The 24,412-nt window shown below is 34.3% G+C and carries 20 protein-coding genes; 17 read left to right on the top strand and 3 right to left on the bottom strand.

Features of this window, described 5'->3' with window-relative positions:
- The first annotated feature begins 1 nt into the window (after position 1).
- From ilvC to ilvB, 6 genes are all read left to right on the top strand, one after another.
- Positions 2–1,018 (top strand): ketol-acid reductoisomerase, encoded by a 1,017-nt coding sequence (gene ilvC, locus B5E79_RS05265; RefSeq protein ID WP_087297218.1) that lies wholly within the window; start codon positions 2–4, stop codon positions 1,016–1,018.
- An 82-nt stretch (positions 1,019–1,100) separates the two neighbouring features.
- The gene (leuC, locus tag B5E79_RS05260) at positions 1,101–2,372 is read left to right on the top strand and encodes a 3-isopropylmalate dehydratase large subunit (RefSeq protein ID WP_087297217.1); all 1,272 of its coding nucleotides are present in this window, start codon (positions 1,101–1,103) and stop codon (positions 2,370–2,372) included.
- Between the two features lies 1 nt (position 2,373).
- Complete coding sequence (gene leuD, locus B5E79_RS05255; protein ID WP_087243837.1) at positions 2,374–2,868, top strand: 3-isopropylmalate dehydratase small subunit; 495 nt, start codon at positions 2,374–2,376, stop codon at positions 2,866–2,868.
- Positions 2,869–2,871: 3 nt separating this feature from the next.
- Positions 2,872–3,954: a 3-isopropylmalate dehydrogenase gene (gene leuB / locus B5E79_RS05250; RefSeq protein ID WP_087297216.1), complete on the top strand. Its 1,083-nt coding sequence runs from the start codon at positions 2,872–2,874 to the stop codon at positions 3,952–3,954.
- Positions 3,955–3,965: 11 nt separating this feature from the next.
- Positions 3,966–5,633: a dihydroxy-acid dehydratase gene (gene ilvD, locus B5E79_RS05245; RefSeq protein ID WP_087297215.1), complete on the top strand. Its 1,668-nt coding sequence runs from the start codon at positions 3,966–3,968 to the stop codon at positions 5,631–5,633.
- A 10-nt stretch (positions 5,634–5,643) separates the two neighbouring features.
- A complete protein-coding gene (gene ilvB, locus B5E79_RS05240; protein WP_087297214.1) occupies positions 5,644–7,320 on the top strand; it encodes a biosynthetic-type acetolactate synthase large subunit in 1,677 nt (558 codons plus the stop codon).
- A gap of 103 nt (positions 7,321–7,423) precedes the next feature.
- Here the strand turns inward: ilvB and B5E79_RS05235 are convergent, their stop codons facing one another.
- The gene (locus B5E79_RS05235) at positions 7,424–8,122 is read right to left on the bottom strand and encodes a 5'-methylthioadenosine/adenosylhomocysteine nucleosidase (protein ID WP_087297213.1); all 699 of its coding nucleotides are present in this window, start codon (positions 8,120–8,122) and stop codon (positions 7,424–7,426) included.
- A 333-nt stretch (positions 8,123–8,455) separates the two neighbouring features.
- On the opposite strand from B5E79_RS05235, the gene B5E79_RS05230 reads away from it, so the two are divergent.
- From B5E79_RS05230 to B5E79_RS05220, 3 genes are all read left to right on the top strand, one after another.
- On the top strand, positions 8,456–8,836 hold the full coding sequence (locus B5E79_RS05230) for a TnpV protein (protein WP_087178933.1): 381 nt from the start codon (positions 8,456–8,458) through the stop codon (positions 8,834–8,836).
- A gap of 237 nt (positions 8,837–9,073) precedes the next feature.
- Positions 9,074–9,988: an ABC transporter ATP-binding protein gene (locus B5E79_RS05225; RefSeq protein ID WP_087244932.1), complete on the top strand. Its 915-nt coding sequence runs from the start codon at positions 9,074–9,076 to the stop codon at positions 9,986–9,988.
- On the top strand, positions 9,985–10,881 hold the full coding sequence (locus B5E79_RS05220) for an ABC transporter permease (protein ID WP_164483496.1): 897 nt from the start codon (positions 9,985–9,987) through the stop codon (positions 10,879–10,881). Before B5E79_RS05225 ends, B5E79_RS05220 begins: the two co-directional genes overlap by 4 nt.
- A 68-nt stretch (positions 10,882–10,949) precedes the next feature.
- On the opposite strand, the gene B5E79_RS05215 is transcribed toward B5E79_RS05220, so the two are convergent.
- On the bottom strand, positions 10,950–11,333 hold the full coding sequence (locus tag B5E79_RS05215) for a hypothetical protein (RefSeq protein WP_241147453.1): 384 nt from the start codon (positions 11,331–11,333) through the stop codon (positions 10,950–10,952).
- 165 nt (positions 11,334–11,498) lie between these two features.
- On the opposite strand from B5E79_RS05215, the gene B5E79_RS14010 reads away from it, so the two are divergent.
- The 5 genes from B5E79_RS14010 (at position 11,499) to eno (ending at position 18,949) form a co-directional block, all read left to right on the top strand.
- Positions 11,499–11,729, top strand: coding sequence for a tyrosine-type recombinase/integrase (locus B5E79_RS14010; protein WP_479684547.1), 231 nt, complete (start codon positions 11,499–11,501; stop codon positions 11,727–11,729).
- Positions 11,730–12,349: 620 nt separating this feature from the next.
- Positions 12,350–14,671: an HAD-IC family P-type ATPase gene (locus B5E79_RS05205; protein WP_087297232.1), complete on the top strand. Its 2,322-nt coding sequence runs from the start codon at positions 12,350–12,352 to the stop codon at positions 14,669–14,671.
- A 202-nt stretch (positions 14,672–14,873) separates the two neighbouring features.
- Positions 14,874–15,767: a DUF7916 family protein gene (locus B5E79_RS05200; protein WP_087244926.1), complete on the top strand. Its 894-nt coding sequence runs from the start codon at positions 14,874–14,876 to the stop codon at positions 15,765–15,767.
- A gap of 110 nt (positions 15,768–15,877) precedes the next feature.
- Positions 15,878–17,467 (top strand): phosphoenolpyruvate carboxykinase (ATP), encoded by a 1,590-nt coding sequence (gene pckA / locus B5E79_RS05195; RefSeq protein WP_087244925.1) that lies wholly within the window; start codon positions 15,878–15,880, stop codon positions 17,465–17,467.
- 189 nt (positions 17,468–17,656) lie between these two features.
- Entirely contained in the window at positions 17,657–18,949 is a 1,293-nt protein-coding gene (gene eno, locus B5E79_RS05190; RefSeq protein ID WP_087297211.1) for a phosphopyruvate hydratase, read from the top strand.
- Between the two features lie 69 nt (positions 18,950–19,018).
- Here eno and B5E79_RS05185 read toward each other — a convergent pair whose 3' ends face one another.
- Positions 19,019–19,312, bottom strand: coding sequence for a rhodanese-like domain-containing protein (locus B5E79_RS05185; protein ID WP_158093943.1), 294 nt, complete (start codon positions 19,310–19,312; stop codon positions 19,019–19,021).
- Between the two features lie 230 nt (positions 19,313–19,542).
- On the opposite strand from B5E79_RS05185, the gene B5E79_RS05180 reads away from it, so the two are divergent.
- The 3 genes from B5E79_RS05180 to adhE all read left to right on the top strand — a co-directional run bounded on the left by B5E79_RS05180 (position 19,543) and on the right by adhE (position 24,393).
- On the top strand, positions 19,543–20,727 hold the full coding sequence (locus B5E79_RS05180) for a phosphoglycerate kinase (RefSeq protein WP_087297209.1): 1,185 nt from the start codon (positions 19,543–19,545) through the stop codon (positions 20,725–20,727).
- A gap of 16 nt (positions 20,728–20,743) precedes the next feature.
- Positions 20,744–21,487 (top strand): triose-phosphate isomerase, encoded by a 744-nt coding sequence (gene tpiA, locus B5E79_RS05175; protein ID WP_087244921.1) that lies wholly within the window; start codon positions 20,744–20,746, stop codon positions 21,485–21,487.
- Positions 21,488–21,717: 230 nt separating this feature from the next.
- The gene (gene adhE / locus B5E79_RS05170) at positions 21,718–24,393 is read left to right on the top strand and encodes a bifunctional acetaldehyde-CoA/alcohol dehydrogenase (protein WP_087297208.1); all 2,676 of its coding nucleotides are present in this window, start codon (positions 21,718–21,720) and stop codon (positions 24,391–24,393) included.
- The last annotated feature ends 19 nt before the right edge of the window (positions 24,394–24,412 follow it).

The following is a 24,412-nucleotide window of genomic DNA, read 5'->3' as shown; positions in this document are numbered from 1 at the left end:
AATGTCAAAAATTTATTATGAATCAGATTGTAATTTAGCTTTATTGGATGGAAAAACAGTCGCTATTATTGGTTATGGATCACAAGGGCATGCTCATGCATTGAACTTAAAAGAATCAGGAGTGCATGTTATTGTAGGACTATATGAAGGTTCAAAATCTTGGGCAAAAGCTGAAGCACAAGGATTTGAAGTTTATACTTCAGCTGAAGCTGCTAAAAAAGCAGATATTATTATGATTTTAATTAATGATGAATTACAGGCAAAATTATATAAAGAATCAATTGAACCAAATTTGGAAGAAGGAAACATGTTGATGTTTGCACATGGATTTAATATTCATTTTGGTCAAATTGTGCCACCAAAAAATGTTGATGTGACAATGATTGCACCTAAAGCACCAGGACATACAGTACGTAGTGAATATCAGGCTGGAAAAGGAACACCATGTTTAGTAGCAGTAGAACAAGATGCAACAGGTCGAGCTTTAGATATGGCTTTGGCTTATGGTTTAGCTATTGGTGGGGCAAGAGCAGGTATTTTGGAAACAACATTCAGAACTGAAACTGAAACTGACTTATTTGGTGAACAGGCTGTATTATGTGGTGGTGTCTGTGCGTTAATGCAGGCTGGTTTTGAAACATTAGTAGAAGCAGGATATGATCCAAAGAATGCATATTTTGAATGTATTCATGAAATGAAATTGATTGTTGATTTGATCTATCAATCAGGATTTGAAGGAATGAGATATTCTATTTCAAATACAGCAGAATATGGAGATTATATTACTGGACCAAAGATTATTACTGAAGATACAAAGAAAGCTATGCGTCAAATCTTAAAAGATATTCAAGATGGAACATTTGCGAAAGATTTCTTATTGGATATGTCACCAGCTGGAGGACAAGCTCATTTCAAAGCTATGCGTAAATTAGCTAAAGAACATCAAAGTGAAAAAGTTGGAAAAGAAATCAGAAGTTTATATAGCTGGTCTGATGAAGATAAATTAATTAATAACTAAAATACACACACTTTGTGTGTGTTCAGTAAAGAGTCAAATGACTCTTTAGTGAGGACATACAAAGTCATAAGGGGGAATATATATGTCAATGACAATGACACAGAAAATATTAGCTGGTCATGCAGGATTGAAAGAAGTTGTGGCTGGTCAGTTAATTGAAGCAAAACTAGATGTTGTAATGGCTAATGATATTACAGGGCCAATGGCTTTGCCGATTTTTAAACAAATGGCTGATCATGTTTTTGATAAGGATAAGGTTGTTTTGGTTCCTGATCATTTTACGCCTAATAAAGATATGAAATCAGCAGAAAATTCAAAGGCCATCAGAGAGTTTTCTAGAGAACAGTGTTTAACACATCATATGGAACAGGGAAAATGTGGTGTTGAACATGCGATTTTACCAGAACAGGGAATTGTCGTTGCTGGAGAGTGTATTATTGGGGCTGACTCACATACTTGTACTTATGGAGCGTTAGGGGCTTTTTCAACAGGTGTTGGAACAACTGATATCGCGACAGGTATGGCCACAGGAGAACTTTGGTTTAAGGTGCCAAGTGCTATTAAGTTTGTTTTAAAAGGAGCATTACAGCCATATGTCAGTGGTAAAGATGTGATTTTACATATTATTGGACGTATTGGTGTTGATGGTGCTTTATATAAATCTATGGAATTTACTGGGGAAGGTGTTTCTTCTTTAACGATGGATGATCGTTTTACAATTTGTAATATGGCGATTGAAGCAGGTGCTAAAAATGGTATTTTCCCAGTTGATGACAAAACAAGAGAATATATGAAACAACATTCAAAGAAAAGTTATAAAGAGTATCAGGCTGATGAAGATGCAGAATATGATGAAGTCATTGAAATTGATTTATCAAAAATTACACCAACTGTAGCTTTCCCTCATTTACCTGGAAATGCACATACAATGGAAGAAATCAATGAAAGTGAAAAGATTTATATTGATCAAGTTGTGATTGGTTCATGTACGAATGGTCGTTTAAGTGATTTGCGTAAAGCTGCGGCGTTATTAAAAGGAAAGAAAGTCGCTGATACAGTTAGAGTCATGGTCATTCCTGCAACACAGAAAATTTTTGTGGAATGTATTCGAGAAGGTTTGGCAGAAATTTTTGTGGAAGCAGGATGTGCATTCAATACACCAAGCTGTGGACCATGTATGGGTGGTCATATGGGTGTTATGGCAAAAGGTGAAAAATGTGTTTCTACAACAAACCGTAACTTTGTAGGAAGAATGGGAGATACAGAATCTTTGATTTATTTAGCTTCTCCTGAGGTTGCGGCAGCGAGTGCTATTGCAGGATATATAGCTGATCCAAGAAAGGTGGGAAAATAACATGAAAGCCCAAGGAACTGTTTTAAAATATGGGGATAATGTGGATACGGATGTGATTATCCCAGCACGTTATTTAAATTCATTTGATGCAAAAGAATTAGCCAGTCACGCCATGGTGGATATTGATCCAACATTTGTGGAAAGATTAAATCCAGGAGATATTATGGTGGCAGGAAAAAACTTTGGCTGTGGTTCTTCACGTGAACATGCTCCATTAGCTTTAAAAACAGCTGGAGTCAGTTGTGTGATTGCCCAGTCTTTTGCTCGTATTTTTTATCGTAATTCGATTAATATTGGATTTGCTATTTTGGAATGTCCTGAAGCTGCTCAAGACATAGATGAAGGCAATCAGGTAGAAGTTGATTTTGATACAGGAATCATTAAAAATATAACAAAAAATAAACAATATCAGGCACAGCCATTCCCTGAATTTTTACAAAAAATGATTCAGGCAAATGGATTGGTGAATTATGTTAACGAAAAGAAAAGAGGATAATCTATGGAAAAAACAATTGCAGTCATTAAAGGTGATGGTATTGGTCCGGAAATTGTCAATGAAGCATTGAAAGTCTTAGATGCTATTGCCAAGAAATATCATCATACTTTTCATTATCAATATATAGATATGGGTGGTATATCCATTGATAAATATGGTGTGCCTTTGACTGATGAAGCTATTGAAATAGCTCAAAAAAGTGATGCCGTTTTATTAGGCTCTATTGGTGGGGATACAAATACTTCACCATGGTATCAGTTAGAACCATCATTAAGACCAGAAGCCGGGTTGTTAAAGATGCGTAAAGCTTTGGGGTTATTTGCCAATTTAAGACCTGCTTATTTATATAAAGAATTAAAAGGTGCCTGTCCATTAAAAGAAGAACTAAGTCAGGATGGTTTTGATATGATCATTATTCGTGAATTGACAGGGGGACTTTATTTTGGTGAAAGGGAAACCAAAGAGATTGATGGACAGATGGTGGCTCATGATAATCTGATTTATAGTGAAGCAGAAATTCGTCGTATTGCTAAACGTGCATTTGATATTGCAATGAAGCGACGTCATAAAGTGACAAGTGTCGATAAGGCTAATGTTTTAGATACTTCTCGTTTATGGCGAAAAGTTGTCAATGAAGTTGCCAAAGATTATCCAGATGTGGAATTAGAACATATGCTTGTGGATAACTGTGCAATGCAGTTAGTCAAAGATCCACGTCAGTTTGATGTCATTTTGACTGAAAATATGTTTGGAGATATTTTAAGTGATGAAGCTAGTATGATTACCGGATCAATTGGTATGTTATCAAGTGCATCATTAAGAGAAGATAAACTGGGTATGTATGAACCAAGTCATGGAAGTGCACCAGATATTGCTGGAAAGAATATTGCCAATCCTATCGCAACAATTCTTTCAGCAGCAATGATGCTTCGCTATTCATTTGATATGGATGAAGAAGCAGATGATATTGAACAAGCTGTAGAAAAAGTTTTGGAAAAGAACTATCGTACAACAGATATTATGTCTGAAGGAAAACAACAGGTGACATGTTGTCAAATGGGACAATATGTTGTAGAGAACTTATAGGAGGTAAATGCATGAAAAGTGATCAAGTCAAAAAAGGAGTAGAAAGAGCTCCACATCGTTCATTATTTAATGCTTTGGGAATGACTGAAGAAGAATTAGATAGACCACTCATTGGAGTGGTAAATTCTTATAATGAAATTGTTCCAGGTCATATGAATTTAGATAAAATTGCTGAAGCAGTGAAAAAAGGAATTTATTTAGCAGGTGGAACACCTGTTGAAATACCTGCAATTGCTGTTTGTGATGGTATTGCTATGAATCATACAGGAATGAAATATTCATTAGTCACAAGAGAATTGATTTGTGATAGTACTGAATGCTTAGCCAATGCACATCAATTTGATGGTTTGGTAATGATTCCAAACTGTGATAAAAATGTTCCTGGTTTATTAATGGCAGCCGCAAGAATTAATGTGCCAACAATTTTTGTGAGTGGTGGACCAATGCTGGCTGGAAGAAGATTAGATGGCAAACAAACATGTTTATCATCATTATTTGAAGCTGTGGGACAATATAATGCAGGGAAAATCACTGCTGAAAAATTAAAAGAATTTGAAGAAAAAGCATGTCCAACATGTGGTTCATGTTCAGGTATGTATACAGCTAATTCTATGAACTGTTTAACAGAAGTTTTAGGAATGGGATTAAAAGGTAATGGAACTATTCCAGCTGTCTATAGTGAAAGAATCAGATTAGCTAAACATGCAGGTATGCAAATTATGGAATTAGTCAAAAAAGATATCAAACCAAGAGATATCATGACAAAGGATGCTTTCTTGAATGCTTTGACTGTTGATATGGCTTTAGGTTGTTCAACAAACTCAATGTTACATTTACCTGCTATCGCATATGAAGCTGGAGTTGAGTTAAATTTAGAAATTGCTAATGAAATCAGTCAACATACACCAAACTTGTGTCATTTAGCGCCTGCAGGGGATACATTTATGGAAGATTTAAATGAAGCTGGTGGTGTGTATGCTGTGATGAATGAATTAGATCAATTAGGTATTTTACACACAGATGTTTTAACTTGTACAACAAAAACATTAAAAGAAAATATTGAAGGATGTGTTAATTTAGATCCAAATATCATTCGACCTGTAGAAAATCCATATATGAAGACAGGTGGAATTGCTGTTTTAAAAGGAAACTTAGCACCTGATAGCTGTGTTGTGAAACAAAGTGCAGTGGCACCAGAAATGTTACAACATAAAGGACCAGCAAGAGTCTTTGATTGTGAAGAAGATGCAATAGCTGCTATTCGTGCTGGAAAGATTGTCGCTGGTGATGTTGTTGTCATTCGTTATGAAGGACCAAAAGGTGGACCAGGAATGCGAGAAATGTTATCACCAACTTCAGAAATTGCAGGTATGGGATTGGATAAAGATGTTGCTTTGATTACAGATGGACGTTTCTCTGGTGCAACACGTGGAGCATCAATTGGACATGTATCACCAGAAGCAGCAGTTGGAGGACCAATTGGACTTGTTGAAGAAGGTGATATGATTGAAATAGATATTGTCAATCATCGTATTGAATTGTTAGTGAGTGATGATGTCTTAGAAGAAAGAAGAAAGGCTTTTAAACCAAAATTACCAGTTGTGAATGGATATTTGAAAAAATATGCGTCAATGGTGACTTCTGCAAACACTGGTGCTGTTTTAAAAGTCAAGGAATAGGGGGAAGTATATGTTATTAACTGGAGCCGATATTGTCATTGAATGTTTATTAGAACAGGGTGTTGATACTGTTTTTGGTTATCCTGGAGGAACAATTTTAAACGTTTATGACAGTTTATATCATTATCGAGATCGAATTAATCATGTTTTGACTTCTCATGAACAAGGGGCTTCACATGCCGCTGATGGCTATGCCAGAGCTACAGGAAAAGTAGGTGTCTGTATGGCTACAAGTGGACCAGGGGCGACAAATCTTGTGACAGGAATAGCAACAGCTTATATGGATTCTGTACCTTTGGTTGCTATTACAGCCAATGTGGGTGTGCCATTGTTAGGAAAAGACAGTTTTCAGGAAGTTGATATTACAGGTGTGACAATGCCTATTACAAAACACAATTATATTGTCAAAGATGTAGAAAGTTTAGCACCAACAATTCGTAAAGCTTTTCAAATTGCCAAAGAAGGTAGACCTGGACCCGTTCTTGTGGATATTACAAAAGATGTCACAGCTGCCAAATGTGAATATCATCATCAAAAACCAGAAAAAATAGAAAGACGTAGTTATACTTATCCAACATCAACATTAAAAGAAGCTATTGAAATGATTGAAAAAAGTGAAAAGCCATTTGTTTTTGTTGGAGGAGGTGTTGTCAGATCTAATGCTTCCCAGGAACTACGTGAGTTTGTAGAAAAGATTGATGCGCCTGTTACCGATTCTTTGATGGGAAAAGGTGCTTTTGATGGAACCAATCCACGTTATACAGGAATGCTTGGAATGCATGGAACAAAAACAAGTAATCTTGGTGTTTCTAACTGTGATTTATTAGTAGCAATAGGTGTCAGATTTAGTGACCGTGTCATTGGAAATGCTCAAAAATTTGCGAGACATGCTAAAATTATTCATATTGATGTTGATGAGGCAGAGATTAATAAAAATGTCAATGTTGATTTAGGTATTGTGGGTGATGCGAAAAGTGTTTTAAATGCTTTGAATTTATTGTTAAAGCAACAAAATCATTCACAGTGGTTAAAGGAAATTAGAGCTTTAAAAGAACAATATCCATTATCTTATGATAGTGATAAATTAACAGGACCTTATGTGATTGAACAAATTGAAGCACTCACAGATAATAATGCCATTATCTGTACTGAAGTAGGTCAAAATCAGATGTGGGCAGCTCAATATTACCATTTTAAAAGACCATGTCAGTTGATTACAAGTGGTGGACTTGGAACGATGGGTTATGGCTTAGGGGCTTCCATTGGTGTAAAGTATGGAAAACCTGATCAATATGTCTTTAATATTGCTGGAGATGGATGTTTTAGAATGAACATGAATGAATTAGCAACAGCTTCACGTTATCAAGTTCCTATCATTGAAGTCATTTTAAATAATCATGTTTTAGGAATGGTTCGTCAATGGCAGACATTATTTTATGGAAAACGTTATTCAGCAACTGTACTTGATGATAAAGTTGATTTCTGTAAAACAGCAGAGGGACTTGGATGTAAAGCCATAAGAGTCACAAAGAAAGAAGAAGTGGCTCCAGCTATTTTGGAAGCAATGGATAGTCAGGGACCAGTAGTGATTGAATGTATGATTGAAGAAGATGATAAAGTCTTCCCAATGGTTGCTCCTGGTGCACCAATTGATGATGTTTTTGATCAAAATGATATACAGGAATAGTCAAAAACTATTCCTTTTTGTATACAATAAATATCCACCAGAAGTTGGTGGATATTTAAAATCATATTATTTTTAATGAAGATGTTGTTAATAATGTTATGCTTCATCTATGTTGATTCATATATTCTTTTAATATAGCTAAAGTCATATTTTTTGCGATTATAGAAGATTTGATACAATTTTTTTCAAAATTTTCAACACCTTTGTGTTCAGCAGTATCAGTAATACAGCGAATTGAAAGAAATGGTATCTTGTTTACATAGCATACATGAGCGATACTGGCTGTTTCCATATCAACTGCTAAAGGGGCAAATTCATCATTGATCTTTTTACGTCCCATATCTGTTATAAAAGCTTCTCCTGTCACAATTCGTCCCCAAAAGACTTTGTTTTTTGATTCTATGTTTTTTACAGCTCTTTTTGATATTTTTATTAAGTCTTGATCTGCTTTAAAAAATACAGTTTTTAGCCATGGATGAAATTCTGTTAAAGTATCTTGTGCAACATCATGGTAACAGACTTCGGTGGATATAACAGTGTCAAATATTTTCAATTTTGGATTCATTCCACCAGCGGTCCCTGCATTTATAACTATATTTACATTAAAATGATCAATCAGTATTTGTGTTGCTATAGCAGCATTGACTTTACATACCCCAGAAAATAGGGTGACAACTTGCATGCCATAAATCTCTCCCTCATAAAATTTAAGCATTGCCTTTTTTGTGATATTATAGTTATCTATCATGGCTAAAAACGGAGAAAGTTCATCATCAGTGGCACATACAATTCCGATTTTCAATTTTATTCCCTTCTTTCGTTTATGAAAATTAAAATTTATCTAAAATAATTATCATCAATTTCTCCAAATTGGAATTTGAAAACCATAAAATTATGAGTGATTATTGCTCTCCATAGGTTATCAATAAAATCCTCCGAAAGCCTTGAAAACAAAGGATTTATCGCAATCAGTACACCTTATCTCTTTATATGGTTTCACACAATGTTACCCTTGTTCTGCACAATCATAAGGGCAAAATCAAGGGCAAGAAAATCTCATAACAACATATAACAGAGTGTGGCAATCGGAGAACTGTGACATATGTGCGAATATATTATAACGGAGGATTTTTTAATGGACAAGTATATTTATGATGCAAGCAATGGTTTATGGTATGAGTTGCAGGGGGATTATTATATTCCTTGCCTTACTTTACCAGCCGAAAAAGAAAACAAACCTATCAGTTTGTGGGGGCAGCGACACAAACACTACTTACAAGAACATAAACGGACGGTTTATATTTCGCTGCTCACAAGCGGCAAATTGAATAATTACCTTGCCGACATTGACGAACAAGCAACGGAAATGATGTTTCGATTGGTTGAGCAAATGGCTGACAAGGAGGGCGTGACCGAACAACTTAAAGTAGAAAACCCGATGTTGTGGGTTGGTCGAATGAATGAGATACAGGCAAGAGCACGAGAAATTGTATATGCCGATATTATCTATAAGTAAAAAATGTAATATATAGAATATTAAAATTGTGGCAGTCAAAAATTAAAACTTTGCCTGCCACAATTATGATTCGATGTGTTTTCTTTCATAATGACTTTGGTAATTCATTATGCTATAATGAATTTAATTTACGGTATCGCACTGCATCTACTAATTTGGAGTTTGATTAGAACAGGAAAAGATTATATTGATTGCTCTCTATGCGAGATTAAAACCGATTATACAGGAGGAAATTGAATGAGCAATATTATTCAAATCAATAATCTTAATAAAAGTTTTGGAAGTGTAAACGCTGTTCAGAATTTGAGTTTTCGTGTGAAAAAAGGAGAGTTGTTTGCCTTTCTTGGTATCAATGGGGCAGGAAAATCAACTACAATCAATATTATGTGTGGACAACTGTCGAAAGACAGTGGAAGCGTTTTTATTGATAAACACGATTTAGATAAGGATATGGACTATATTAAGCGTGAACTGGGCGTAGTTTTTCAATCATCTGTCTTGGATTCTGCCCTTTCTGTTTATGATAATTTGGAAAGTCGTGCCGCTTTATATGGCATTACTGGAATGGAGTTTAAGAAACGACTTGAGGAACTGGCGAAAATATTAGATTTTGAAAATTTATTGAAACGCACCGTTGGTAAATTATCAGGAGGACAACGCCGAAGAATTGATATTGCAAGGGCTTTGTTTCATAAGCCTAAAATTCTTATTCTTGATGAGCCGACAACAGGGCTTGATCCGCAGACACGCCGACTTATTTGGAATGTTATATCAAGTTTTCGCAAAGATGAAAATATGACTGTATTTTTAACTACGCACTATATGGAAGAAGCTGCGGAAGCTGATTATGTTGTAATCATTGATAATGGAAAAATATCCGCAGAGGGTACTCCGCTTGAATTAAAAAATATTTATACTGGGGATTACATCACAATTTATGATGTAGATGAAAAGGATATTAAAGCACTTGATGTGGAATATGAGCAAATCCGAAACGGTTATCGCCTTTCTGTACCGAATACAAAGGCTGCAACTGAATTGATTATTCGTAATCCACAGTTGTTTAATGATTACGAAATAACAAAAGGAAAAATGGACGATGTTTTTCTTGCTGTTACAGGAAAAACATTAGTGGGAGGTGCTGAAAAATGAGTATGGCTTTCATTCTTATCAAAAGGAATATCAAATTGTTTTTCAAAGATAAGGGAATGTTCTTTACCTCTTTGATAACGCCTGCTATATTGCTTGTACTCTATGTAACTTTTCTTGGGAATGTGTATCGGGATAGTTTTACATCTAATTTACCTAATTCATTAAAACTATCAGAAAGTATAATAGAGGGACTGGTAGGCGGTCAACTTATCTCCTCTATTCTTGCTGTTTCGTGTGTAACGGTTGCTTTTTGTTCTAATTTTTTAATGGTGCAAGATAAAGCAAATGGTACGATAAGAGATTTAAGAATATCTCCTGTGAAGTCAGCTACACTTTCGCTGAGTTATTATGTTGCAACCTTGCTTTCAACACTTATTATTTGCTTTGCTGCAACGGGTATCTGTCTTACTTATGTAGCTATTGTCGGTTGGTATATGTCACTCGCAGATATATTCTTTTTGTTTCTTGATATTTTACTTCTTGTTTTGTTTGGAACAGCATTATCTTCGATTATTAATTTTTTCTTATCAACACAAGGACAAATTTCAGCGGTAGGCACAATCATCAGTGCGGGATATGGTTTCATTTGTGGTGCATATATGCCTATTTCTTCATTTGGAGAAGGGCTGCAAAAAATAATCTCATTTTTGCCAGGCACTTATGGTACATCACTTATCCGAAATCATACAATGCAAGGGGCGCTTGCCGAAATGCAAAATCAAGGTATTCCAACAGAGGTTATTGAAAAAATAAAAGATTCCCTTGATTGCAATATTTATTTTTTTGGAAGTCAAGTAAATATTGGAATGATGTATATGATACTTGGTATCACTATTTTGGTATTGATTGGAATTTATATTTTGTTAAACAAATCAAAAAAATATAACTGTTAATTTAGTAGCTGCAAATGATTATGTAATCCGCCACTATGGGTAAAACCATAACGGCGGTTTTTCAATGCCTATCGGCTATCTCTGTCAATGGATTTTTTACGCTTTCTTTGCGGTGGGTTCTGCTTGTTGCGTTCCTGTATCTCACGCAAATGTTTTAGCACGCTCTGCTTTTCGGGCTGTCTAAGCTGTTCTTTAGCGGTGGCTGTCGGTTTCCTGCTGACTTGGCGTCCCCATTCGGCAAGGTCACGGTTGTATTGTTCCACAACGCTTTCCATTTCTCGGAAAGTACGCATAAATATCTGAACATCGGGATAACCGTCCTCTTTGAGCGTGTCGGGGATTTTATCCAGCCTGTCGGCAATCTCTGCTTCGGTTTCTTTGATTTTTACTTCCAACGCTTTTCGCTCTTTGACTTTGAAAAGCCCCTTTGTATCGGCAAGCTGCTGTTTCAACTGCGGCAGAACTTTGTCCTGCTGGAGGTTAAAGAAAAAGACCGCACCTATTATGAGGTTTACAGTCTGCCGAGGTCGGAGGAGGTCCCAGCAGGGTACAAGGAACTATCCTTTGTCTGCCTTAGACCTGACGGAGCATTTGAAGCACCGAGTACGGTGGGGATTATGCGCAGGACAGCGAGAAAAAAGGTGGAGGGATTGGAGGATTTCCACTTCCATATGCTCAGACACACCTATACAAGCAATCTGCTTTCAAATGGAGCTGCCCCGAAAGATGTGCAGGAACTTCTCGGACACGCTGATGTCAGTACCACAATGAACATTTACGCTCACGCTACAAGGGAAGCGAAGCGTACTTCCGCAAGACTGCTGGATAAGGTAATCGGCGGAGAATAAAAAATTTCCCTTGTTTCGGCTCATAAGGGCAAAAACAAGGGAAAATACATAAGGTTTGAACATTTAATAGGCGATATGCCTTGAAAATACAGGGTTTATAGAGGATTGAATAGATAAATAAGAATTTGTAAAATATTTCTATCTCATTATTTTTTGTTCCTATTTATCATAGGACAAATATACCTTTATTTTTTTAATTTAGATAGACTGATTTGAAAATTAATTGTTATATTTTTAAGTGTTGGATAAAAATTGGCTTTTTCTCACATACAAAAATGGAAAAATAATTTGTCTTTAATCGCATTATGTCATGTGCTTATAAGTATTTCTATTTCTTTTTCTACTTTTGAAAAGATACTTCATACTATATTGCTGATACAGGTTCTTCTATAACTTTATTATTTATTTTTTATAGATAATCTGACACTTTTGTTGAAAATATCTGAGTTTATTCTTTCAAATAATTTTATTAAAACACAAAACTAAGAATTGCTTATATAAACCAACTGATTTAAATGGTCAATGAAGTTTATTTAGAAAAACTTTAGAAAAAATACATGGCTTTTCCATATAAATATGATAAGATTAGAAATAGTTATATATTAAAAATGGGTGATATTATGAGTGAAGTGAAGGGATTAACAAGTCAGCAGGTGAAAGAACAAGTTCAGTTAGGACATGTGAATGTTTCACCAAAACCTTTAGTTAAGACAAATAGACAGATTTTTTGTGAACATGTGTTTACACTTTTTAATGTTTATAATTTTGTGATTGCCTGTGCTTTGATTTATGTTAAAGCATGGTCAAGTTTATTTTTTGTATTGATTGTCACAATGAATACAGTGATTCATATTTATCAGGATATTCGTTCACGTAATATGGTGGCACGTTTAAATTTAATTATTTCACCAAAGACAAAAGTTTTACGTGATGGCTGTATTCAGGAAATAGATAATGAAGAGATTGTTTTGAATGATGTTGTTTTCTTGGAAACAGGAATGCAGATATCATCAGATTGCATTGTGCTAGATACGCAGGTAGAAGTTGATGAGTCATTATTAACTGGTGAGGCTGATCCGGTTTTAAAGGATATCGGTGATCATCTTTTATCAGGAAGTTTTATTATTTCTGGAGCATGTCATGCTTGTGTTGAACATGTGGGTATGGATAACTATGCAACAAAGATTGCCAGTGAAGCACGTAAACGTAAGCCAGTGACATCAGAGTTGGTGAAAACTTTTAAGAAAGTCACACGTTTTACAAGTATGCTTGTATTACCAATCAGTATTTGCTTGCTTTATCAGGCTATGGGTATCAGAAATGAAACTTTGAATACAACCATTGTCAATACGTCAACAGCATTATTAGGTATGTTACCAATTGGTCTGGTTTTATTAACAAGTGTATCTCTGGCTACTAGCGTTGTAAGACTAGGAAAAAGAAAAGTGTTAGTTCAGGAAATGTTCAGTATTGAAACATTATCCCATGTCGATGTGTTATGTTTGGATAAAACGGGAACATTAACACAGGGAAAAATGCAAGTTCAAGATGTTTATACTTTTGATACACAATGGAGTCATCAATTTTCTTTGATTATGAATTCATTTGTGAAAGGAACTCTTGATAATAATGCAACGTCTTTGACTTTACAGGATTATTTTCAAGGTGAAGCCCCTTATTCCACATTAAGAAGAGTCTCTTTTTCTTCAGCAAGAAAATGGAGTGCACTAGAATTAGAAAATATAGGAACGATTATTGTTGGAGCACCTGAAATCATCTTGCCTGATTTTGTTTTGCCAACCCAAATTGAAGAGGCTAAACATCAAGGTGCTAGAATTTTATTGATTGCTAGACATCATGATTTTGATACTTTTCAGGAAGATATGATGCATAGTGTTCCATTGGCAGTGATTGTTATTTTAGATCCATTAAGAGAAGATGCTAAAGAAACAATACAGTTTTTTAAAGATAATGATGTTGATGTGAAAGTTATATCTGGGGATAATCCTGTCACTGTTAGTGCTTTAGCGAGTCAGGCTGGTATTGAAAATGCTCAAAATTATATTGATGCCTCTACATTATCAACGCCACAAGAATTAGAAGATGCCATTTTAAATTATCATGTGATAGGACGTGCCTCACCATCACAGAAACATGAGATGATTTTATGTTTACAAAAACATAAACAAAAGGTTGCGATGACTGGTGATGGCGTGAATGATGTTTTGGCTTTAAAAGATGCTGATGTATCTATTGCTATGGGTTCTGGATCAGATGCCGCTAAACAAATTTCACAATTTGTTGTCATCAATGGTGAACTATCAACAATGGTAGATGTTGTGAAAGAGGGAAGACTAGATATTAATAATGTGACACGTTCTGCTTCGATGTATTATTTAAAAACAATCTATACAATTTTGATATCTATCACATGTATTCTTTTAAATATGCCTTATCCATTTATTCCTTTTCAAATGACATTACTGGATAACTTTGTAGAGGGATTCCCATCATTTATGATTTTATTTGAAAAGAATATCTCTAAACAAAAAGAATCTATTGGTAGGTATACAATGCGCTATTCATTTCCAAATGCTATTGCGATTGTTTTATGTGTCATTGCTTTAAAACTATTAGCACCGACATTATCATTATCTTTAAATCAGGCTTTTACAATTCTCTACTATACAACAGCTATTTTATCCATTCATATGATTTATCGTATTTATAGTCCTATTAATCTTTATCGAACAGTCGTTTTAATTGTTGATATTGTAGCTTTTGTGCTTGTTTCTTATATCACATATGATTTATTGCAACTTGCGCCAGTGACTTCACTGTTGTTTCAGTATCTTATCATGACACTTCTTTTTGGTTTGATTGTGTCAACATGTTTATCAAAAATAGTTGTCCATTATTTAGATACATATCCTCAAGACTAGGCTTAGCCTAGTTTTTTGATAATCAAATATAATATCTATTTTAAAGATGTTTATTGATGGATCATAATGATTTTCAATGGAATTGGTATCATAATCATGTTGAGATATTTTATGATATTTTTGAATCCTGAAAAAGTCTTGAGAAATTAAGTTGAAAGCGTTTTGATAAAGCGATATAATATGTGTCAGGAGGATACGGGAAATGAAAAGATTATTAAATTGTACAACAAGTGAAATGTTATCAATGAACAAAGATGAATTGAAACAATCTATTCTAGCCAGTGAAGGAAGAACAATTATGACTGAAACAGTTGTGGCTTGTCCACCTTTACTTGGTGATTTAACAAATGCTGAATTAGCTGTTTCTTTTGGAAGTGATATGGTTTTATTAAATGTATTTGATTGCAATAATCCTCATATTAATGGATTACCTGAAACAGATGAACCTGTGAAATTATTAAAGAAATTAGTAGGTAGACCAGTAGGGTGTAATCTTGAACCAATTGATGAAAATGCCAAAATGATGGAAAACAGATTAGAAATTTCTAGTGGTCGTCATGCGACAAAAGAAACATTTATAAAAGCTAAAGAATTGGGATTTGATTTTATCTGTTTAACAGGAAATCCTGGAACAGGTGTAAGTAATGCATCTATTGAAAATGCTATTAAACTTGCAAAAGAATACTTTGGTGGAATGATTATTGCAGGTAAAATGCATTCTTCAGGAATTGATGAAGCATTAGTTGATTTAGATAGTATTGAAAGATTTATTGATGCAGGTGCTGATATTATTTTAATGCCTGCTGTTTATACAGTGCCTGGTTTATCAGAAGAAGAAGTGACTGCTGCTTGTAAATTAATTAAATCTAAAGGAGCTTTATCATTAAGTTCTATTGGAACATCTCAAGAAGGTAGTGATGAAGGAACAATTCGACAAATTGCATTAGTCAATAAACGTTGTGGTATTGATATCCAACATATTGGTGATGCTGGTTGGTGTGGTATTGCTTTACCTGAAAATATTATGGCATTATCAATTGCGATTAGAGGTAAACGTTGGACATATCATAAAATTGCATCTTCAGTGAATAGATAGGATTCGAAAGAGTCCTATTTTTTTATTTGAAAAAACGAGTTTTCTTGTGGTGAGAAATTATTTTTTATAAAATAAAAGAAAGAAGTCTTAAAAAAGAAAGGAGTGTTTGTATGGATGATTATGGAATTAAAAAATATGGGATTAGTACGACAGGAAATGTTTTTAGAAATATTCCAGCGGGATCATTGATTGAAAAAGCTTTAATTAAAAAAGAAGGACGTTTAAGTCGAGCTGGATGTTTATGTGTGGAAACAGGTCAAAGAACGGGACGTTCACCTCATGATAAATATGTTGTAGATACACCAGCTGTTCATGATAAAATTGCTTGGGGAAAAGTGAATCAACCTGCATCTAGAGAACAGTTTGAAAAAGTTTATCAGGCAATTATTCAACATTTTCAAGATAAGGATTTATATATTTTTGATGGTTATGCTGGCGCAAATCCAAAGTATTCTTATGGTTTTAGAATTATTAATGAAAAAGCAAGTCAAAATCTTTTTATTTCTAATTTATTAATTAAACCAACACCACGTGAATTACAACATTTTCAAGAGGATTATTTAGTATTGGTTGCTCCTGATTGTCATGTTGATGCATCAGTTGGTTTAAATAGTGATGTGGCTGTTATGATTGATTATGAAAAACAGATTGTTTTGATTGCAGGAACTGGATATTCTGGAGAAATCAAAAAGAGTATTTTCTGTGTCATGAATTATATGTTACCTCAACGCAATGTTTTTACAATGCATTGTTCAGCTAATATTGGGGAAGATGGAAATACGGCATTATTTTTTGGATTGTCAGGAACAGGAAAAACAACGTTATCAACAGATCCTCATCGTCAATTGATAGGTGATGATGAACATGGTTGGTCACGAACTTCTGTTTTTAATTTTGAAGGTGGATGTTATGCAAAATGTATCAATCTTTCACAAAAAAATGAGCCAGATATTTGGGATGCTGTTAGATTTGGAGCTATGGCAGAAAATGTCTGTTTATTTGAAGATACAAGAATTATTGATTTTGATGATGATTCTATTACAGAAAATACACGTGTGGGGTACCCACTTGAATTTATTAAAAATATTGAACCAAGTGGTATGGGACCTATCCCTAAGACAATATTCTTTTTAGCTGCTGATGCTTTTGGTGTTTTGCCACCTATTTCTAAATTGGATCAAAATTCAGCTGTTTACCACTTTGTATCAGGTTATACAAGTAAACTGGCTGGTACGGAAAATGGTATTACTGAGCCACAGGCAACATTCTCTACATGTTTTGGAGAACCATTTTTACCAATGGATCCACTACTTTATGCGAAACAATTTCAAAAACGCATGACCAAAGCAGGATCTAATGTCTTTTTGATTAATACTGGATGGGTTGGCGGTTCTTATGGTATAGGACGTCGAATTCCATTAAAATATACTAGAGCAATGATTGAAGCGGCCATTAATGGAGAATTAGATTATGTTAGCTATGAAGTTGATCCATTCTTTAATTTAAACATTCCACTCTTTTGTCCGGGAGTTCCTCATGAATTATTAAACCCTCGAACAACATGGGTTAGTAAAGATGCTTATGATATGACAGCTCAAAAGCTTGTTGAAATGTTCCAGGAAAACTTTAAACAATATACAAATTTCCCAGAAATGATTATCAATGCTGGACCAGGAGGAAAGATTAACAATACGTTTTAAAAAATAATGGGTTGTCTTTTTTAACTTGTATAGAACAATGAAGATATGTAAATACTATGAGTGATAAGTGATTTTGAAAGTATAAAGATTGCACAAGATCAGAAAATGTGTTATTCTATTAATAGTTAGTTATAACTAACTTATATGTGATATAGATCATACAATGAAACTTATTAGGAGGAAAGTAAAATGAGTCAAATCGTCAGTGTCTATGCAAGAGAAGTCTTGGATTCACGTGGGAATCCAACAGTAGAAGTAGAAGTGAAAAGCGAAAGTGGTGCTTTTGGTAGAGCCATTGTTCCAAGTGGTGCTTCAACAGGTGTTCATGAAGCTGTTGAATTAAGAGACAAAGATGCCAACAGATATTTAGGATTAGGTGTTTTAAATGCTGTTCAAAATGTTAATGAGGAAATTGCAAAAGCAGTTGTAGGTGAAGAAGTCACTGCACAAAGAAAAATTGATCAGATGATGATTGATTTAGATGGAACACCCAATAAAGGTCGTTTAGGAGCCAATGCGATTTTAGGTGTGTCATTAGCTGTTGCCAAATGTGCTGCTGATGAATTACATGTTCCTTTATATCGTTATATTGGAGGAGCGAATGCTCATGTGTTACCTACGCCAATGATGAATATTATTAATGGTGGGGCACATGCGGATAATAATGTGGATTTCCAGGAATTTATGATTATGCCAGTCAATGCACCTTCGTTTAAAGAAGCTATTCGTATGGGAGCTGAAGTTTTCCATGCATTAAAGAAAGTTTTAAAGGGAAAAGGATTAAACACTGCCGTTGGTGATGAAGGTGGTTTTGCGCCTAACTTAGCATCTAATGAAGAAGCAATTCAAACAATCTTAGAAGCGATTGAAACAGCCGGATACAAACCAGGTGTTGATGTGAAATTAGCTATGGATGTTGCAAGCAGTGAATTCTACAAAGATGGAAAATATACATTACCAGGAGAAAACAACAAATCATTTACGTCTCAAGAACTTGTTGATTTCTATGTTGAACTTTGTGATAAATATCCAATTATTTCTATTGAAGATGGATTAGATCAAGATGATTGGGAAGGATGGGATTACTTAACTGAAAAATTAGGTGATCGTGTTCAATTGGTTGGTGATGACTTCTTTGTGACAAATACAAAACGTTTACAACAAGGTATTGAAAAAGGTGTTGCTAACTCTATTTTGATTAAAGTGAATCAGATTGGAACTTTAACTGAAACATTAGAAGCTATTGAAATGGCTCAAAAAGCAAACTATACAGCTGTTGTTTCACATCGTTCTGGAGAAACAGAAGATACAACAATTGCTGATATTGCAGTAGCAACAAATGCAGGTCAAATTAAAACTGGTTCTGCTTCTCGTACAGACCGTATTGCAAAATACAACCAGTTGATGAGAATTGAAGATGAGTTAAAAGATCAATCTTGTTATGCATCAACAGAAGCTTTTTATCAATTAAATAATCAATAATATTTTATTGGTCATAGATAAAAAGGAAAGACTTGAGTATCAATCATAAGTCTTTCCTTTTTTTATCTATTAAAAATATTGTTCATTTTTTAAAATCAGTAAGGATTGAAAGCTATGTGGAAAATATTGACATTGAAAACCTAATTGTTGGCATTGTTCTGCCATCTTTTTAGCAGTTTTTCCAGTATCACAGATAAAATATAGAAGTTTATCATGAGGTAAATAAGGAATTTGACTTTTTAAATCATCCCCAGGAATATTGATAGCATTTTTTAAATGAAGTTGACGAAAAGAAAATTCATCACGTAAATCAATAATGAGAGTTTGTGGATTATAGATATGTTGAAGGATATCATCATACATAAAATCACCACTATTAATATATGTCAATATCATGTGTTGGTGAAAGTGTTTTTATAGAATGAGTCAATAAATGACGATTATACGGAGATTATTTTGAGTTCACATAAAATATAAAAACAGCTTTTTCTATTTTTACAAAAAATGACAATTCTTATTGCTTTAACAACTATAAAAGCAATTGAAAATCAGTTGTAAGAATGTTATAATTTGCACATGGAGGGTTGAGAAAAATGGACAAAAAAACAATTAAAGATATTGAAGTCGCTGGAAAAACTGTCTTAGTTCGTGTTGACTTCAACGTACCTAGAAACAAAGAAACAGGAGAAATTACAAATGACAACAGAATTGTTGCCGCATTACCTACTTTAAAATATTTGTTAGAACAAAAACCAAAAGCTATCGTATTGTTCTCACATTTAGGTAAAGTAAAAACTGAAGAAGATAAAGCTAAAAATGATTTATCTGTTGTAGCTCCTAGATTATCTGAATTATTAGGAGTAGATGTGAAATTTGTAAACTGTACAAGAGGACCTGAACTTGAAAATGCTGTTAAAGAAGCTGATAATGCTCAAGTCATCTTAGTACAAAATACACGTTATGAAAAAGGTGAAAGCAAAAATGATCCTGAATTAGGTCAATATTGGGCATCACTTGGAGATGTATTCGTTGAAGATGCATTCGGTTCAGTACATAGAGCACATGCTTCTACTGCTGGAATTCCTGCTCATTTACCATCTGCTGCTGGATTCTTAGTTGAAAAAGAAATTGCTTATATTGGAAAAGCTGTTAGTGATCCTGAAAGACCAATGGTTGCTATTTTAGGTGGAGCTAAAGTTTCTGATAAGATCTTAGTTATTGAAAACTTATTAAAGATTGCTGATAAAGTTATCGTTGGTGGAGGTATGACTTATACTTTCATGAAAGCTATGGGACATGAAATTGGTAATTCTTTAGTTGAAGATGATCGTATTGATGTTGCTAAAGAAATTATTGAAAAAGGTGGAGATAAATTAATCTTACCTGTTGATTCAGTAATCAATAATGCATTTGCTGCTGAAGGTGATATCAAAGTATGTGGTGAAGATATTCCAGAAGGATACATGGGATTAGATATTGGACCTAAATCAGTTGAAAATATCAAAGCTGCTTTAGAAGGAGCTAAAACTGTTGTATGGAATGGTCCAATGGGTGTATTTGAAATGGAACCATTCGCTAAAGGAACTATCGCAGTATGCGAAGCTTTAGCAAACTTACCAGATGCTAATACAATTATCGGTGGTGGAGATAGTGCTGCTGCTGTTATGCAACTTGGATATGCTGATAAAGTTTCTCATATCTCAACTGGTGGAGGAGCTTCATTAGAATATATGGAAGGTAAAGTATTACCTGGTATTGCTGCAATTGATGATAAATAATAAGGGGATTATAAAGATGAGAAAACCAATTATCGTAGGAAACTGGAAAATGAATAAAACAATTGCCCAAACAAAAGCTTTTGTTGAAGCGGTTGATGGAGCATGCACTGATAAAGCTGATTGGGGAATTGCAACTCCATATTTAGCTTTACAGACTGCTAAAGGTGCAGCTAAAAACTTAATTGTTGCTGCTCAAAACTGTCATTTTAAAGATAGTGGTGCTTATACTGGAGAAGTGAGTGTAAGCATGTTAAAAGAAATTGGAGTAGAATGGGTTATTTTAGGTCACTCTGAAAGAAGACAATATTTTGGTGAAACTGATGAAACAGTGAATGCAAAAATGCGTCAAGTTTTATCAAATGATTTAACTCCAATTGTATGTGTTGGTGAAACATTAGAAGAATATGAAGCAGGAACAACTAAAGATGTTGTGAAAACTCAAACAGTAGCTGCATTTAAAGATGTATGTCCAAACTGTGCAAGTCGTGTTGTTATTGCTTATGAACCAGTATGGGCTATTGGTACTGGAAAAACTGCAACTAATGAAATTGCTCAAGATGTTTGTGCATATATTAGAAGTGTTGTTGCTGAATTATATGGTCAGGAAGTTGCTGATCAAGTGAGAATCCAATATGGTGGATCTGTAAAACCAGAAGGATTAAAAGCTTTATTAGAACAACCTGATATTGATGGAGCATTAGTAGGTGGAGCTTCTTTACAAGAAGATTCATATAAAGCTATGATTGCTGCATTAGACTAATTGTTCATTGAAAAGTCAACCTATAAATATGGGTTGACTTTTTTGAAAATGAAAAGAAAAGATATGGAAAATATTGATTTTTATTGGGAAAAATAATTTTATAAATTGAAAAGGTTTACATTGTTTTTTCGCTTTTTTTATTATGAAAAATATATACTCTTGCTTGTTTTTTCACAAGGAATATAGTATATTAGACGTGTAAATAATTTTATGATGTCGGAGGAAATGTTATGGCAGAAAAAAAAGCTGTAAAAAAAGAAGCCCCAAAGGCTGAATGGACTAATGAACAAGTTGATGCTCATATTGATGAGTTAGTACAAAAAGCATTAGTTGCATTAGACAAATTTGAATCTTTTGATCAAGATGCTGTAGATTACATCGTTGCTAAATGCTCTGTTGCTGGATTAGATCAACATGGTGTTTTAGCAGAAGCAGCTGTTAAAGAAACTGGAAGAGGTGTCTTTGAAGATAAAGCTGTTAAAAACTTATTCGCCTGCGAATATGTAACAAGTAATCTTCGTCACTTGAAAACTGTAGGAATTATCAACGAAGATCCTTTAACTGGAATTACTGAAATTGCTGAACCAGTTGGTGTTATCTGTGGTATTGTTCCAACAACAAACCCAACTTCAACAGTTATCTTCAAATCATTAATTTCATTAAAGACAAGAAACCCAATCATCTTCTCATTCCATCCATCTGCATATGAATGTTCAGTTCAAGCTGCAAAAGTAGTGAGAGATGCTGCAATTGCTGCTGGAGCTCCAGAAGATTGTATTCAATGGATTGGTGTACGTGGATCAATGTATGCAACTAGCGCATTAATGAACCATCCAGGTGTTGCAACAATCTTAGCAACTGGTGGTAACGCAATGGTTAAAGCTGCTTACTCTTGTGGTAAACCTGCTTTAGGTGTTGGTGCTGGTAACGTACCTGCATATGTTGAAAAATCTTGTATCTTAAAAAGAGCAGTTAATGATATCGTATTATCAAAATCATTTGATAATGGTATGATTTGTGCTTCTGAACAAGCTGCAATCGTTGACCAAGAAATTTATAATGAATTTAAAGAAGAAATTTCTCGTTTTAAAGTATATTGGGTAAATGCTGAAGAAAAAGCTAAACTTGAAAAATATATGTTTGGTGCTGAAGCATACAGTGATAAAGTTAACGAAGTTGGAACTGTTAATGCTGCGGTTGTTGGTAAAGCAGCAACTTGGATCGCTGAACAAGCTGGATTTAAAGTACCAGAAGATACTCAAATCTTACTTGCTGAATGTAAAGAAGTTGGTCCAAATGAACCATTAACAAGAGAAAAATTATCTCCAGTATTAGCTGTATTAAAAGCAACTTCAACTGAAGATGGTATTGCTAAATCTGCTGCTATGGTAGCATTCAACGGTTTAGGACACTCTGCTGCTATTCATACACAAAATCATGATATTTCAGTAGAATTTGGTTTAAAATGTAAAGCAATTCGTGTTATCGAAAATGCTCCATCTACATTCGGTGGAATTGGTTCAGTTTACAATGCCTTCATTCCATCATTAACATTAGGATGTGGATCTTATGGTCACAACTCAGTATCTAATAACGTTAGTGCTGTAAATTTATTAAATATTAAGAGAATAGGGAGACGTAACAACAATATGCAATGGGTTAAACTTCCTCCAAAAATCTACTTTGAAAGAAATTCAATTAGATATTTAAGAGATATGAAATACATGGAAAAAGCCATGATTATTACTGATAGAGGTATGTACAATCTTGGATATGTTGAAAAGATTGAAGACGTTATCAGAAGAAGACGTAATAAAGTTGACTTAGAATTATACTTCGATGTAGAACCAGATCCAAGTATTGATACAGTTAACGAAGGTGTTGAATTAATGAGAAAATTCCAACCTGATGTTATCATTGCATTAGGTGGTGGATCATCAATGGATGCTGCAAAAGTTATGTGGTTAATGTATGAACATCCAGAAGTTAACTTCGATGATATCAAACAAAAATTCATGGATATCAGAAAACGTGCATTCAAATTCCCTGAATTAGGTAAGAAAGCAAGATTAATCTGTATCCCAACAACTTCAGGAACAGGTTCAGAAGTTACACCATTCGCAGTTATTACTGATAAGAAAGCTAATAAGAAATATCCATTAACTGACTACGCATTAACTCCAACTGTAGCTATCGTAGATCCAGAATTCGTTATGAGTTTACCACCAGCAATTGCTGCTGATACTGGTATTGACGTATTAACTCATGCTGTTGAAGCTTATGTTTCAATCTTAGCTTCTGACTTTACTGATGGATGGGCTAAACAAGCTGTTAAGATGGTATTTGATTACTTAGAAGAATCAGTTACAAAAGGAACTCCAATCGCTAGAGAAAAAATGCACAATGCTGCAACTATCGCAGGTATGGCATTCGCTAACGCATTCTTAGGAATGAACCACTCATTAGCTCATAAGATTGGTGGAGAATGGCATATTCCTCATGGACGTACAAATGGTATCTTATTACCACATGTTATTAGATACAATGGTACAGTTCCAACTAAATTAAATATCTGGCCAAAAATTGAAAACTATAAAGCTGATATTAAATACATGGAATTAGCACAATTAATTGGATTAAAACCAAAAACTCCTGAAGAAGGTGTTCAAATGTTCGCTGATGCATGTGAAGAATTATGTGTTAAAGTTGGTGTTGCAACTAACGTTAAATCTCAAGGTATTGATAAAGCTGCTTGGGAAGAATCAATTCATAGAATTGCTATGAACGCATATGAAGATCAATGTACTCCAGCTAACCCAAGAATGCCAATCGTAAAAGATATGGAAGAAATCTTACGTACTATTTACGATTATGAATCAAAATTTGCACCTAAAGATGCAAAATAATATAAATCGAGCATAACCT

This window comes from Massilimicrobiota sp. An134, assembly GCF_002160815.1.
GTDB classification, from domain to species: Bacteria; Bacillota_I; Bacilli_A; order Erysipelotrichales; family Coprobacillaceae; genus Allocoprobacillus; species Allocoprobacillus merdigallinarum.
This window is presented reverse-complemented; position numbering and strand designations above follow the sequence as displayed.

What these genes read in the sequence shown, in the direction of transcription:
- B5E79_RS05180 (WP_087297209.1), top strand. Translation starts at nt 19,543, where the DNA reads ATGGACAAAAAAACAATTAAAGATATTGAAGTCGCTGGAAAAACTGTC.
- leuB (WP_087297216.1), top strand. Translation starts at nt 2,872, where the DNA reads ATGGAAAAAACAATTGCAGTCATTAAAGGTGATGGTATTGGTCCGGAA.
- B5E79_RS05200 (WP_087244926.1), top strand. Translation starts at nt 14,874, where the DNA reads ATGAAAAGATTATTAAATTGTACAACAAGTGAAATGTTATCAATGAAC.
- leuC (WP_087297217.1), top strand. Translation starts at nt 1,101, where the DNA reads ATGTCAATGACAATGACACAGAAAATATTAGCTGGTCATGCAGGATTG.
- ilvD (WP_087297215.1), top strand. Translation starts at nt 3,966, where the DNA reads ATGAAAAGTGATCAAGTCAAAAAAGGAGTAGAAAGAGCTCCACATCGT.
- tpiA (WP_087244921.1), top strand. Translation starts at nt 20,744, where the DNA reads ATGAGAAAACCAATTATCGTAGGAAACTGGAAAATGAATAAAACAATT.
- B5E79_RS14010 (WP_479684547.1), top strand. Translation starts at nt 11,499, where the DNA reads ATGCGCAGGACAGCGAGAAAAAAGGTGGAGGGATTGGAGGATTTCCAC.
- ilvC (WP_087297218.1), top strand. Translation starts at nt 2, where the DNA reads ATGTCAAAAATTTATTATGAATCAGATTGTAATTTAGCTTTATTGGAT.
- leuD (WP_087243837.1), top strand. Translation starts at nt 2,374, where the DNA reads ATGAAAGCCCAAGGAACTGTTTTAAAATATGGGGATAATGTGGATACG.
- ilvB (WP_087297214.1), top strand. Translation starts at nt 5,644, where the DNA reads ATGTTATTAACTGGAGCCGATATTGTCATTGAATGTTTATTAGAACAG.
- eno (WP_087297211.1), top strand. Translation starts at nt 17,657, where the DNA reads ATGAGTCAAATCGTCAGTGTCTATGCAAGAGAAGTCTTGGATTCACGT.
- adhE (WP_087297208.1), top strand. Translation starts at nt 21,718, where the DNA reads ATGGCAGAAAAAAAAGCTGTAAAAAAAGAAGCCCCAAAGGCTGAATGG.
- B5E79_RS05230 (WP_087178933.1), top strand. Translation starts at nt 8,456, where the DNA reads ATGGACAAGTATATTTATGATGCAAGCAATGGTTTATGGTATGAGTTG.
- B5E79_RS05205 (WP_087297232.1), top strand. Translation starts at nt 12,350, where the DNA reads ATGAGTGAAGTGAAGGGATTAACAAGTCAGCAGGTGAAAGAACAAGTT.
- pckA (WP_087244925.1), top strand. Translation starts at nt 15,878, where the DNA reads ATGGATGATTATGGAATTAAAAAATATGGGATTAGTACGACAGGAAAT.
- B5E79_RS05220 (WP_164483496.1), top strand. Translation starts at nt 9,985, where the DNA reads ATGAGTATGGCTTTCATTCTTATCAAAAGGAATATCAAATTGTTTTTC.
- B5E79_RS05225 (WP_087244932.1), top strand. Translation starts at nt 9,074, where the DNA reads ATGAGCAATATTATTCAAATCAATAATCTTAATAAAAGTTTTGGAAGT.
- B5E79_RS05185 (WP_158093943.1), bottom strand. Translation starts at nt 19,312, where the DNA reads ATGTATGATGATATCCTTCAACATATCTATAATCCACAAACTCTCATT.